Below are 13,188 nucleotides of genomic sequence, written 5' to 3'. Positions count from 1 at the left end.
AACACCGTATAATGTGACTTTAACTTGTGTACTGTTTTAGTCTTCTATTAAAGCTTTGTTTCTACTACGTTGTATCCAAATAATAATTCCTACAACTATTAATGCCATTGGTGACAATAACATAAATCCGTTATTCTCATAACCTATTGAATATAATCCTGTTTTTTCAATTGGATCTCCTAAAACTTTAAATCCTAATAAAGTACCAGAACCTAAAAGCTCTCTAAAGAAACCAACGATTATAAGTATTAAACCATAACCAGCAGCATTACCAATACCATCTAAGAACGATTGCCATGGTTTGTTTGCTAAAGCAAAAGCTTCAAAACGTCCCATAATGATACAGTTAGTAATAATTAAACCAACAAATACAGAAAGTGTTTTACTCAATTCGTAAGCGTAAGCTTTTAAAACTTGATCAACAATAATTACTAAAGCAGCAACTACTACTAGTTGAACAATAATTCTAATTTTTGAAGGAATAATATTTCGCATTAACGAAATCACTACGTTACCAATTCCTAAAACAAATAATACTGATACAGCCATTACAATTGAAGCTTTTAATTCTGCTGTAATCGCTAACGCAGAACAAATACCTAATACTTGAATCGTAATTGGGTTATTGTCTGCTAATGGATCAGTAATTAACTTGGCGTCTTTTTTTGATATAAGTCCCATTATGAATTATTGTTTTAAAGTTTTAAAATAAGGCACATAAAGCTTTAAGTCACTCTTTATCATTGCTGTAACACCATCACCTGTAATCGTTGCACCTGCAATAGCATCTACCTCATTATCTGTTTTATCTAAATTTTTAGGATCTGCATTTCCTTTTGCAACAGTAATTCCTTTAAAATTACCTGAAGGACCTAACAAATGTTCTCCAATAAAATCATCCATAAAGAAACGTTGTTTAATGTTTGCTCCAAGTCCAGGTGTTTCACCTTTATGATCGAAGTAAGCACCTTGCACTACCATATCTTTATCTAAAGCCACATAAGCCCAAATAGCATCCCAAAGCCCTTTACCTCTAATTGGTGCGATGTAATATGTTTTACCGTCTTTCTCACCTACAAATAAAGGTAAACGTCTAGCTTCACCTGCTTTAGCTTTTGTTTGTTCCTTTTTAACATCTATTAAATAGGCTTGGTCATTTTCTGATGCATTTCCGTTTTCAATAACTAATTGCTTAGTAATATATTTTGAAAACTCATCAGCAACCTTATCCGTTGAAATAAACGTTGCACTACTCTCATCATTATCATTAACACCCATTGCATACAGAATATTCTGCTGCTTTTCCATTCGTTGATTCTCTGTAATTGTAGGCTTTAATGAAGACGCTGTAAACGCTAATAATGAGCCAACAATCAATACCATACCTATAGCAAAAAGTATTGTGTACGAATTTTTATCTGTTTTATTTTCCATCGTTATGCAACTTTAGCTTTTACACGTTTCATTCTTTTCTTTACATTTCCTTGAACCACATAATGGTCAATAGTTGGTGCAAACACATTCATTAATAGAATGGCCAACATTACACCTTCTGGATATGCTGGGTTGAATACACGAATCATAATAGAAAGAAATCCTATTAAGAAACCATATATCCATTTTCCTTTGTTTGTTTGTGAGGCTGTTACAGGATCTGTTGCCATAAATACAGTACCAAAAGCAAATCCACCAATTAGTAAATGCTGCCAAAATTCTGTACTCATTAATCCGTAAAACTTACTACCTTCTGTTACAACATCTGCGCTAACAAGACCATTAAAAATTAAGCCCATTGCTAAAGCACCTAAAACAGATGATAACATAATTCTCCAACTTCCAATTTTTGAAAATATTAAGAATAAACCTCCTAATAAAATTAGCAGTGTTGATGTTTCACCAACTGAACCAGGAATAAGACCATAAAACATATCCCATATAGAATAAGCAACTTCTTTTCCTTGTGCTAATGAACCTAATATAGTTTCACCAGAAATAGCATCTACGTTTTGACCTGCTGCAATCATTTGGTCGCGCTCTACGGCTCCTTGAACCCATACTTTATCACCAGACATCCATGTTGGATAAGCGAAGAATAAGAATGCACGTATTGTTAATGCTGGATTAAGAATATTCATTCCTGTTCCACCAAAAACTTCTTTACCAATAACTACACCAAATACAACGGCTACTGCTAACATCCATAAAGGAGTATCAATAGGTACAATAAGTGGTACTAACATACCAGTTACTAAATAACCTTCTTCTACTTCGTGATTGTTTTTTATAGCAAATAAAATTTCGATTGCTAAACCTACTACGTAAGATACAATAACTAATGGAATCACTTTCCAGAAACCAACAGCAAAGTTATCTAAAGTCCAAAACTGAGCACTTAAGAAACCGCCTGTAGCTTGTTCAATTTCACCAAAAGCTAAATAATGCTGGTAACCTGCATTAAACATACCAAAAATTAAACAAGGAACCATTGCCATAATAACAGTGTTCATTGTTCTTTTTAAATCGTCTGCTGCTTTAATATGAGTTCCATTATGAGTGGTCTCATTTGGCAAGAATAAGAACGTATGTATTGCAGAAAATGCTGGCAACCACTTTTTGTCTTTATTCTTTTCTTTAAAACTATGTAAATTTTGTTTTAAACCCATTATCCTATCTCTTTTAGCATTAAGTCTAATCCTTCTCTTATAATTTTTTGATGTGGTTGTTTAGACACACACACAAATTCTGTTAACGCAAAATCCTCAGGTGCAACCTCATACATCCCTAAAGCTTCCATTTCATCTAAATCTTTATACATACAGGCTTTTAAAATCTGCATTGGATAGATATCTAATGGAAATACTTCTTCGTAAGTACCTGTTGTCACAAATGCACGATGCTCTCCGTTTGTATTGGTATTTAAATCGTATTTTTTCTTAGGAGTTAACCAAGAAAAAGTCATTGCTCTAGATGTAGAAATTTTGTTAAAAACTGGTTTGTTCCAACCAAACAACTCATAATCATCACCTTCAGGTATCACAGTAATAACATTGCTGTAATAATCTAAATAGCCATCAGGTTGTACTTGTTTACCTGTTAAGACATTACCTGAAATTATACGATCATTACCTTCTCTTTCAACACCATTATCATAAATCATAGTGGCAATTTCAGAACCTAATTTAGTTCTAAAATATCTTGGTTTCTTAACTGAAGATCCTGCTAACGCGATAATGCGCTCTGCATTAAACTTACCTGTAAGCAATAACTCTCCAATAATCACAAGATCTTGAGCATTAACTGTCCAAACTGTCTCCCCTTTATTAACAGGATTCACCTTATTAATTAAAGTACCCACATTACCAGATGGATGTGGACCAGAAACTTTATGCGTAATTGAGTTTTGTAAATTAGCTAAAGGCGAATTAGAATTTTTACCTACAGAAATATGCACTCCACCATCTGTTAATTTAGACAATGCAGTAACTGCAGCTTGTAATTCCGCTTCTTTTCCTGCCAAGGTATAGTCTAAATCGGCAGCTAAAGGAGCACTTGCATAGCCTGAAATAAAAATAGCTTTTGGTGTGCTATCTGCTTTTGCAACAACATCATAAGGACGTTGCTTTATAAAAGACCAACAACCTGTAGCTAATAAATGTGCTTTTGTTTTTTCTGCATCAGCATTCAAATCAAACTTACCATGATCTAGGTATGTTTGTTCTTTATCTGCAGTAATTTTAACAGCATCTATTCGACGTCTAGGTCCGCGTTGTACTTCTGTTATCTCACCAGATACTGGCGAAACAAATTTCATAGATTCAAAATCCTTATTGTAAAACAAAGTCTCACCCGCTTTTACACGAGTTCCTTCTTTTGCTACTAATTTTGGAATGATAGTATGAAAGTCTTCAGGTCTTATGGAATAGAAATTACTAATAATAGCATTCTCTGTTGCTTTCTCGGCTTCACCGACAAGCTTTATGTCCAAACCTTTTTTAATTTTGATGTCTTTTGACATATCTCTAATAGAGTTAGTTATCTAAAAATCCGTGCAAATTTACGAATTAATGCTTAATTAAGAATGAATTTAGAGCAACTTTTTTATTTGTATTCATTACAAATAAGATATTTGCTTTAGGGCATAGATTTTGATTATCTTTACACAACACACAATTTTAATGATGAATAAGAACATTTTCACCCTTTTACTACTCGTATTAACGCCTTTTATTTCACTTTCACAAGTTGCAGAAGAAGTTGTTCCTCCAGATTTTATTAAAACTATTACGTTTAAAAGTAATACAACTCAAGGACAACTCCCAATTTTAAAACTTGGAGAATCATTATTATTAGAATTTGATGCTTTAACAGGAAACGAAGAGGACTTCTACTACGTTATTGAACATTATAATTTTGATTGGACTCCCTCTAACTTAGTAAAATCTGAATACTTAAAAGGTTTAGATAACCAAAGAATTTTAACCTACGACAACTCATTTAATACATATCAGATTTATTCACATTACAATCTAAGTATACCAAACACCCAAACGCGCGCTTTACTAAAAAGTGGAAATTATATGATTTCTATCTATGATGATTATGATGAACTCATGTTTAGCAGAAAATTTATGATTTATGAAGATGTAGCCAATGTTGGAGTTAAGGTAAAACGTTCTAGAGATGTAACAGCTATTGCCGAGAAACAATCTGTAGACTTAGTGATTACTACTAATGGTATGAATTTTAATAATCCATTGGAAACTATCAAATCTTTAATCATTCAGAATAACAACCTCAACACTGCTATTTCAGATCTAAAACCACAGTACACACTAGGCAATGAACTTATTTACCGCTATGATACTGAATCTGCATTTTGGGGAGGAAACGAATATATGTTTTTTGAAAACAAAGATATTAGAGCCGCAAATGTAGGCGTTCAATTCATTGATTTACAAGAACTTTACCACAACTACCTTTACACCAACATATCTCGAAAAGACAGGCCATACACTTACAATCCTGACATTAACGGTAATTTCTTAGTCACAGTAATCGATAGAGACAATGTAGATATTGAAGCTGATTATGCTATGATTCATTTTTCTTTACAACATAACGAACTATTAGACAAAGATGTATATGTCTATGGTAATTTTAATGCTTTTGCCATAGAAGATTTAACAAAAACGAATTACAACCCTGAAAGTAATCGCTATGAAGCAGTCATAGAATTAAAACAAGGTTTTTATAACTACAAGTTTGTCGCTGTAGATAAAAAAACAGGCGAATTAGACGAAGGAGCTATAAGTGGCAACTTTTGGGAAACAGAAAATAATTATAAAGTTTTGGTTTATTACAAAGATTTAGGATCACGTTATGATCGCTTAATTGGCTTTGGAGAGGCTACTTCGTTAGATATTTCTAATTAATTCTGAAAACTGTAAAAAAATTAAACGTCTTCTACCCTTATTATTTTAAACATTTTTAAAATGCAAAATGACATTGCCCTATTTTCCGAATTATGCGACTCACTTTTTGATGCAGAAACGAATCAGCCAGTAGCAAAACCAATTCCTACTTCAGAGTTATACCAACAATTAGATTTATCACTAAACAACGATGGCATTATTGATGAAGACTTAAAGATTCTACTAAAAGACATCATAAAAAGCACACCTAAGACAGCTTCAAAATCATTTTTTAACCAACTTTTTGGAGGTAGAATTGGTAAAGCAGCATTAGGAGATTTATTAGCCGTAATGTTTAATAATAGCATGTACACTTATAAAGTAGCAGGACCTCATGTTGGTATAGAAAAACAAGTAATCCACAACGTTTGTGAGTTGGCAGGTTATTCTAAGGATAGTGACGGAACATTTGCTCCTGGTGGTTCAATGAGTAATATGATGGCATTAATTATGGCCAGAGATTCTAAAAACGAATCTGTTAGAGCTGAAGGACTTTCACAATCAATGACTCTATACACATCTAAAGAATCACATTATTCTATTTCTAAAAATGCAGCATTGACTGGTATTGGCAGAAATCAAGTTAGATTAGTAGATACAAATGATAAAGGCGAAATGATTGCCGATCATTTAGATCAACTTATTAAGAAAGATTTAATTGACGGACACATACCTTTCTTTGTAAATGCTACAGCTGGCACCACTGTACTTGGGGCTTTTGATAACAACGAAGCTATTAGCAAAGTCTGCAAAAAAAACAATCTTTGGCTACATGTTGATGGTGCATATTGTGGTGGTGTTATTTTTAGTAAAAAACACAATCACTTAATCAAAGGATTAGAACATTCAGACTCATTTAGTGTTAACGCACATAAAATGCTGGGAACGCCTTTAAGCTGCTCCATTATTGTGACACAGCATAAAGCGCAACTACACCACTCATTTTCTAATGAAGCAGATTACTTATACCAAACTGATGGCGATGATTTCAATTTAGGTAAAACCTCACTACAATGTGGACGTAGAAATGATGCTCTTAAAATATGGACACTTTGGAAATCTGTTGGAACTAATGGTTTAGAAAAGATAGTAAACAAGCAATTTGAAATGGCGCAAATCGCTAGAGACTATATTAACAATCATAAAGACTATACACTTTACAGTTTTGAAGACTCTATTTCAGTCTGTTTTAATTACAAAAATATTTCTGCTAATAAGCTCTGTACCCATTTATATAAGAACTCAGAACTTATGGTTGGTTATGGAAATTTTAACAATGTAGAATTTATAAGAATGGTAACTATTAATAGTTTGATAGAAAAACAAGATGTTTTTCGCTTTTTTGACACTTTAGAAGCCTCTGCAGAGGCAATTTGTTAAAAATTGCGACCACTTAACCGAATTATAATGCTTCATTCATAAATTATGTTACTTTAGCATAGAACAATATATTAAAGCCATGGTACAACAAGTTACAAGCGGAATTAAAATCTCTGTAGAAACCAATTTTGAAGGTACGTTTTATAAAAACTATAAAGTGCATTTTGCATTTGGCTATAAAGTTACTATTGAGAATCAAAGTAAAGACTCTGTGCAATTAAACACTAGACACTGGAGAATTCTGGATGCTTTAAACAATGAAGAAATTATTGAAGGTGAAGGCGTTATCGGAAAGAAACCTGTTTTAAAACCAGGAGAATCCCATACTTACAATTCGGGCTGTCTTTTAACTTCTCCTTTTGGCGCAATGCAAGGCCATTATAATATGGTCAACTTATCTAAAACTAATAAGTTTAAAGTTTATATTCCTTCTTTTAAATTAAGTGCACCTTTTGCACTTAACTAAAAGTAATAGTCTTTTATAAAATTGAATCTATATTTTTTGGCGCCTTGCTCTACATAAAAGAACAAGCAATTAGAAGGGTGCATAAATTGATATTCAGCAGTAATATCAAAACCGCTTGAGTCTACCTCATAAATTCTATCACAATCTATATTGCCGTAAGGAGAAATTCGTCTAAACCTAAATTCAATTTCATTAGCTAAATCATAAATTTCGAACCAAGCTCCTGCTCCAATACCTTCTAACCATTGCGCGTGCTTTGCAATTCCACTTACAACTCTAGGTTCTAAATTACCTATTAAGTTTGGCTCATATCCTTTTAGGCTATCTAAAAAACAACGTCTGTTTTCAGACTTAGAGGTTGATGTAAACTCTTTAATATCACCTAATTCTGACACCTCATATATCATAAATTCTGTAGTTGCAATTTCTACATTACCAACAGTACTTGGCGTAAACAGGTTAGATTTAATCAATTTCTTCCTTTTCTTTTTATCATTTATTGAATTGATTAAAGTATCAGTTACAAAACGCGAGCAATTACTTCCATTTTTTAAGAATGCTCCATAACGCACAAACGTTTTCTGCTGTAGTTGCATTATAAATGCTTTAGCTTTTTCATAATTAATAGCGGAACACACAGAAGCAACAAGTTTACCATCTCCATGGGTAAACTTTGGATTTGTAGCAAGAAAGCTTAACACTTCATTTAAATTAATAATATTACCATCACTAATCTTTGCAGATAAAGGAAAATCTAATTCATTATCTGTTGATTTCCCTCTTACGCGCCCATAACCTTCTGGAGACGTATACCTTCCAAAATCAAAATACTCTAAATTCCCAGTGTATTTATCTATAAGTACCAGTGCCGCATGACCTGCACGCACATAATTTTCACAACCAATATTTATATATTTCAAATATGACACTAGCTTTTCATCTGAAATCCTAACAATTGTATCCGGATAAGCAAGTGAAATTATAAAAGCATCGTTTTTAGACATAGACAAAAAGTCGAAATTTAATTGGGCAACTTACAAAATTTTTAATTTCAACCTGCACAGAACTATAACCTTTCAAATAAAAAATCTCTTAAAATATCGTATCTTTGCACTTTCAAAATTCAAACTAAAAAACAAATATATTATGGGAAAAGGATTCTTTAATGTACCAGTAGCAGTTAACGAACCTGTTATGTCTTACGCACCAGGTTCAGCAGAACGTATAGCTGTTGCAGAAGCGTACAAATCAATGTTTAACTCAAAGGTTGAAGTTCCTATGTACATAAACGGAAAAGACGTTAAAACTGGTAATACCAGAACAATGTCTCCTCCTCACGATCATCAACATATAGTAGGAGAATATCACATAGCAGAACAAAAACATGTTGAAGAAGCTATTGCTACAGCATTAGAAGCTCGTAAAACTTGGTCACAAATGCCTTGGGAACAACGTGCTGGTATTTTCTTAAAAGCCGCTGAATTAATCGCTGGTCCATATAGAGCAAAAATTAATGCTGCAACTATGATTGCACAATCTAAAACAATTCACCAAGCTGAGATAGATGCAGCTTGCGAATTAATTGATTTCTTACGTTTTAATGTTCAGTTTATGACTGATATTTACATGGAACAACCAGAAAGTACAAGTGATGCTTGGAACCGAGTAGAATACAGACCTCTTGAAGGTTTCACTTATGCAGTAACACCTTTTAACTTTACAGCTATTGCAGGGAACTTGCCAGCTTGTATGGCATTAATGGGTAATGTAGTTGTTTGGAAACCTAGTGATAGCCAAGTGTATTCCGCAAAAGTAATTATGGACATCTTTGAAGAAGCAGGTGTACCAGCTGGTGTTATTAATGTTGTGTTTGGAGATCCTGTAATGATTACTGATACTGTAATGGCAAGTCCAGATTTTTCAGGTTTACATTTTACAGGTTCTACTCATGTTTTTAAAGAATTATGGAAACAGATAGGTAACAATATCCACAACTACAAAACCTACCCAAAAATTGTAGGTGAAACTGGTGGAAAAGATTTTATTGTTGCACATAAAACAGCAAATGCAAAACAAGTAGCTACTGCGATTTCTCGTGGTGCTTTTGAATTTCAAGGTCAAAAATGTAGTGCTGCATCTAGAGCGTATATCCCAAAAGGTATATGGGCAGATGTTAAAAACTATGTAATAGAAGACTTAAAGTCTTTTAAAATGGGCTCTCCAGAAGATATGAGTAACTTTATTACAGCTGTGATTCATGAAGGATCTTTTGATAAATTAGCTAAATTTATTGATGGTGCCAAGGCTGATAGCGATGCTGAAATCATTGCTGGAGGTAATTATGATAAATCGAAAGGTTATTTTATAGAACCAACTATAATTGTAACGACAAATCCAAAATATACAACGATGAGTACTGAGTTATTTGGCCCAGTAATGACCATATACGTATATGAAGATGAAGACTTCTCTGAAACTTTAAAACTAGTTGACGAAACAAGTGAATACGCTTTAACAGGAGCAATTATAGCTAAAGACAGATACGCTGTAGAAGAAGCAACTAAAGCACTTCAAAATGCAGCTGGTAACTTCTATATTAATGACAAACCAACAGGTGCTGTTGTAGGTCAACAACCTTTTGGTGGAGCTAGAGCTTCTGGAACAAATGACAAAGCTGGTAGTGCTCAAAACTTATTACGTTGGGTATCTCCAAGATTAATAAAAGAAACATTTGTAACTCCTGTTGATTACAGATATCCTTTCTTAGGTTAAAAACCTGTAATATTCTTATTATGAAATCCTTAGAAGCCTTAGTGCTTTTAAGGATTTTTTTTGTAGTCTAAAGTAAAATTGACGAAAAATATCCAGAAGCCTATTGAAATTTGTATATTGTACAAATACATTCATTTTATCCCAATGAATTATCACTATTTAATTTTGAAATCAAAGAACATCATGACATGGACACATAATTTGATCTTTTAAAAATATTAACATATGAAAAAACTTTACCTTTTTGTTTTATTAAGCTTACCTTTTTTTCTTACTAGTCAAACCAGCATTATCTCTAGTATTTCTCCAGATTTATCTGCATATGGGGAAACTACAAACTATCCTGGCGAAGGTGAATATCAGATATTTTTAAGTGCTGATAACATTTTAGACAAGCCCATTATTGTTGTTGATGGTTTTGATCCAGGAGACACAAGAGATATTAATGGCTTATATAGTTCATTAGACTTTGTTGGAACATCTGGAAACCAAAATTTAGCAGATTTAGTAAGAGCTGAAGGTTTTGATGTTGTAATACTAAATTTTCCAACTTATGTTAGAGCTGCTGACAATGAAAATATAGATGGTGGCGCTGATTTTATGGAACGTAACGCTATGATTTTAGTAGAGCTAATTAATATTATCAATTTGGATAAAGCAGCCAATAATCCAGAGCAAAATGTAATTATTGGGCCAAGCATGGGAGGCCTAATTTCTAGATTTGCTTTAAATTATATGCAAGCCAACACAATAGACGCAGACACTAGACTCTACATTTCCTTTGACTCACCTCATCATGGAGCCAACGTACCAATAGGTCTACAACATCAATTAAACTTTTTAGCTTTTAACTCTACCAATGGAGTTACAGAAGTACAACCCATAATTAATGGCCTATTAAAATCACCTGCTGCTAGACAATTATTAACAGACCATATAGAAGCACATTTATCTGGAACCGATTTAGTTACTGTAGATCCTACAATAAAACTACCAACAGCGCATCCGTTTAGAACCATATTTGAAGCCAGTATTAATTCGTTAACACCAAGTGGATTTCCAGAGAATATTAGAAATGTTTCTATAATTAATGGTAGTGGAACCAATAATCCATATTTTGCCATAGGTAATTCTGGACCAACAGTTACAAATGATTATTCAGTTCTAAGCACCACTTTAGATGTACCAATAGGTCCATTTACTGCAAGTATTCTTATGGATGTGAATTTTACTCCAGCTGCTGGAGTTACAAATACTGCCAGTAGTATTTCCATTCAATTATTTGGTGCAGAAATCGATGGCTCTATTGCAGAAAGCGAAGCTTTTACATATTCGGATGGCATAGATGCGGCTCCAGGTGGATTATTTGATCTAGGTGGAATAACAGGAGGCATAGGTGATGCAGGCGGAGTTGGTGGTGATTTTGTAAATGCGTTAAATATTGATAAATTCAATTTCATCCCTTCTGTAAGTGCATTGGCATTAGAATTTACTGATGACGAAATTGATTGGCATAGCGCAATAGACCTATCGACATCTCCATTTGTTAACATCTATTTACCAACTGAAAGTGAACCTCACGTACAACTTACACAAGGCAATGTGGATTTTACTTTAAACGAAATATTAAATCCTCCGTTGAGTATTTCTAATTATCAATTGCTTGCTATTCAATTAGAAGAAAACCCTGTAAAAAATGAACTAATACTACTTTCTAACTCTAACAAAAATGCTAAAATTAGTATTATTGATATAACAGGAAAAATGGTCTATCGTTCTAATTTAGTATTAGGTAATAGAACTACGATTCCTTTAAATTTAACGTCTGGATTTTATATTCTAAACATCTTAGATGAGAACAATTCAACATTTACAACAAAATTTGTTGTGAGCAAATAGACTCATAATATTTAAAAACATAAAAAAACCTGAGGGATAAAAATATCACTCAGGTTTTTTTAAATCTAAAATTTAGAAAAATTTATTCGTAAGATTTATCTTCATTTACATGAGCATGTTGTGAGTTCCTTGCTGTATTATCAGAACTAACTACCATAGCGACAATACTCAAATTTTCTACAACATAATTTGAAGGAAGTGTAATTGTATCTGACCAAATATGCTCAGTTAACTGAGCTGTTACAGGAATTGCATCTCCCAAAACACTAGACAAAGAGTTTCTTAGAACCTCGTTATGCTCAAAATCCGGGATTATATCTCCCATATTATAAAAAGGACTTGTAGTATCATCATTGTAATAATTAAATTGATCGCTAATAATGCCATCTTCAAGTAAATAAACCACTAATTTATCTCCTTGAACCGAACCTTCTTCATAAACCACATTTACCTGAACCAATAACTCACCTTCTTCAACCTCAGAGTTTATTGCTATTGCTAAATTAGTATCTAAACCAGCCATACTGGTAACAGCACTATTCGGATGTGGTGTTGCCCAATCTTCAGTTCTATTTAATCTAGCTGCAGGTAAACCATCTACACTAAAAGCATCTTTTAACAGTTGTACTTGTCCAAAATGCATTGGTTCAGGAAAATTATTATTTGTTTCATGTATAGCAATAACCGTAATATCATTAGTTTCTTCACTCAATGAATAAATAGCTCCTGCAACTCTTGGACAAAAGCCACACCATGTGCCAGTATAATCCTCAACCACAACTTTTCTTTTAGGTATAATAACACTAAAGGATTCTGTATTTGTGGTGATTTCTACTCCATCTTCCATATAAACACCATACACTTCAAAATCTCCGATGACATCAGATGAAAAAGGCATTTCATTCACAAGCTCTCCATTCACATAAAAAGTAGCATCAGCAGTGACATCTATTCCGTCTTCTGTTACAATTTTAAAAGGAATTTCTTGATTGATTAAAGATGCTTTTCTAACAAGCTTATCAACCACAATCTGGGCAGTTGGAGTGGTTAACGGCACATTCTCTTCCGTTTTACTACAAGCTACACTAATTAGCATAATAAATAATAAAAATAACTTTGGCACTTTTTTTGAAATCATAGCAATTGTATTGTTTTTGCTAAATTAATTAATTTTTACAACAACCCTACATTTGAAAATAA

At 33.0% G+C, this 13,188-nt stretch carries 11 protein-coding genes; 5 read left to right on the top strand and 6 right to left on the bottom strand.

Annotated features, from left to right (window positions below; all coding sequences use genetic code 11):
* Positions 1-36: 36 nt before the first annotated feature.
* From ACJJVO_RS16730 to ACJJVO_RS16715, 4 genes are read right to left on the bottom strand one after another with little or no spacing between them, the layout of a single operon-like run.
* Positions 37-681: an NADH:ubiquinone reductase (Na(+)-transporting) subunit D gene (locus ACJJVO_RS16730; protein ID WP_405576181.1), complete on the bottom strand. Its 645-nt coding sequence runs from the start codon at positions 679-681 to the stop codon at positions 37-39.
* A 6-nt stretch (positions 682-687) separates the two neighbouring features.
* Positions 688-1,434 (bottom strand): Na(+)-translocating NADH-quinone reductase subunit C, encoded by a 747-nt coding sequence (locus ACJJVO_RS16725; protein WP_405576179.1) that lies wholly within the window; start codon positions 1,432-1,434, stop codon positions 688-690.
* 2 nt (positions 1,435-1,436) lie between these two features.
* Positions 1,437-2,663, bottom strand: coding sequence for an NADH:ubiquinone reductase (Na(+)-transporting) subunit B (locus ACJJVO_RS16720; protein WP_405576177.1), 1,227 nt, complete (start codon positions 2,661-2,663; stop codon positions 1,437-1,439).
* On the bottom strand, positions 2,663-4,015 hold the full coding sequence (locus tag ACJJVO_RS16715; protein WP_405576175.1) for a Na(+)-translocating NADH-quinone reductase subunit A: 1,353 nt from the start codon (positions 4,013-4,015) through the stop codon (positions 2,663-2,665). The genes ACJJVO_RS16720 and ACJJVO_RS16715 overlap by 1 nt, the downstream gene beginning before the upstream one ends.
* A gap of 160 nt (positions 4,016-4,175) precedes the next feature.
* Here ACJJVO_RS16715 and ACJJVO_RS16710 point away from each other — a divergent pair, with 160 nt between their 5' ends.
* The 3 genes from ACJJVO_RS16710 (at position 4,176) to apaG (ending at position 7,317) form a co-directional block, all read left to right on the top strand.
* Positions 4,176-5,432, top strand: a complete 1,257-nt coding sequence (locus ACJJVO_RS16710; protein WP_405576173.1) for a DUF5103 domain-containing protein — start codon at positions 4,176-4,178, stop codon at positions 5,430-5,432.
* 60 nt (positions 5,433-5,492) lie between these two features.
* Positions 5,493-6,851 carry a pyridoxal phosphate-dependent decarboxylase family protein gene (locus tag ACJJVO_RS16705; RefSeq protein ID WP_405576171.1) on the top strand — a complete coding sequence of 453 codons (1,359 nt, stop codon included), beginning with the start codon at positions 5,493-5,495 and terminating at the stop codon, positions 6,849-6,851.
* A 79-nt stretch (positions 6,852-6,930) separates the two neighbouring features.
* Complete coding sequence (gene apaG / locus ACJJVO_RS16700; protein ID WP_405576169.1) at positions 6,931-7,317, top strand: Co2+/Mg2+ efflux protein ApaG; 387 nt, start codon at positions 6,931-6,933, stop codon at positions 7,315-7,317.
* On the opposite strand, the gene ACJJVO_RS16695 is transcribed toward apaG, so the two are convergent.
* Positions 7,314-8,321, bottom strand: coding sequence for a DUF6695 family protein (locus ACJJVO_RS16695; protein ID WP_405576167.1), 1,008 nt, complete (start codon positions 8,319-8,321; stop codon positions 7,314-7,316). The genes apaG and ACJJVO_RS16695 overlap by 4 nt on opposite strands.
* 142 nt (positions 8,322-8,463) lie before the next feature.
* Between ACJJVO_RS16695 and pruA the strand changes: the two genes are divergently transcribed.
* Both pruA and ACJJVO_RS16685 read left to right on the top strand, forming a co-directional pair.
* Complete coding sequence (gene pruA, locus ACJJVO_RS16690; protein WP_405576165.1) at positions 8,464-10,089, top strand: L-glutamate gamma-semialdehyde dehydrogenase; 1,626 nt, start codon at positions 8,464-8,466, stop codon at positions 10,087-10,089.
* 225 nt (positions 10,090-10,314) lie between these two features.
* Positions 10,315-11,988, top strand: a complete 1,674-nt coding sequence (locus ACJJVO_RS16685; protein ID WP_405576163.1) for a T9SS type A sorting domain-containing protein — start codon at positions 10,315-10,317, stop codon at positions 11,986-11,988.
* 82 nt (positions 11,989-12,070) lie between these two features.
* Here the strand turns inward: ACJJVO_RS16685 and ACJJVO_RS16680 are convergent, their stop codons facing one another.
* Entirely contained in the window at positions 12,071-13,126 is a 1,056-nt protein-coding gene (locus ACJJVO_RS16680; RefSeq protein WP_405576161.1) for an Omp28-related outer membrane protein, read from the bottom strand.
* Positions 13,127-13,188 lie beyond the last annotated feature (62 nt).

This window comes from Winogradskyella sp. Asnod2-B02-A, from assembly GCF_045063645.1.
GTDB lineage: Bacteria > Bacteroidota > Bacteroidia > Flavobacteriales > Flavobacteriaceae > Winogradskyella.
The sequence above is the reverse complement of the archived record's forward strand: the minus strand, read 5'-3'. Positions and strand labels throughout refer to the sequence as shown.

Bases quoted from the DNA above. Each gene is read 5' to 3' on its own strand.
- ACJJVO_RS16730 (WP_405576181.1), bottom strand. From the start codon at position 681: ATGGGACTTATATCAAAAAAAGACGCCAAGTTAATTACTGATCCATTA.
- ACJJVO_RS16725 (WP_405576179.1), bottom strand. From the start codon at position 1,434: ATGGAAAATAAAACAGATAAAAATTCGTACACAATACTTTTTGCTATA.
- ACJJVO_RS16720 (WP_405576177.1), bottom strand. From the start codon at position 2,663: ATGGGTTTAAAACAAAATTTACATAGTTTTAAAGAAAAGAATAAAGAC.
- ACJJVO_RS16715 (WP_405576175.1), bottom strand. From the start codon at position 4,015: ATGTCAAAAGACATCAAAATTAAAAAAGGTTTGGACATAAAGCTTGTC.
- ACJJVO_RS16710 (WP_405576173.1), top strand. From the start codon at position 4,176: ATGATGAATAAGAACATTTTCACCCTTTTACTACTCGTATTAACGCCT.
- ACJJVO_RS16705 (WP_405576171.1), top strand. From the start codon at position 5,493: ATGCAAAATGACATTGCCCTATTTTCCGAATTATGCGACTCACTTTTT.
- apaG (WP_405576169.1), top strand. From the start codon at position 6,931: ATGGTACAACAAGTTACAAGCGGAATTAAAATCTCTGTAGAAACCAAT.
- ACJJVO_RS16695 (WP_405576167.1), bottom strand. From the start codon at position 8,321: ATGTCTAAAAACGATGCTTTTATAATTTCACTTGCTTATCCGGATACA.
- pruA (WP_405576165.1), top strand. From the start codon at position 8,464: ATGGGAAAAGGATTCTTTAATGTACCAGTAGCAGTTAACGAACCTGTT.
- ACJJVO_RS16685 (WP_405576163.1), top strand. From the start codon at position 10,315: ATGAAAAAACTTTACCTTTTTGTTTTATTAAGCTTACCTTTTTTTCTT.
- ACJJVO_RS16680 (WP_405576161.1), bottom strand. From the start codon at position 13,126: ATGATTTCAAAAAAAGTGCCAAAGTTATTTTTATTATTTATTATGCTA.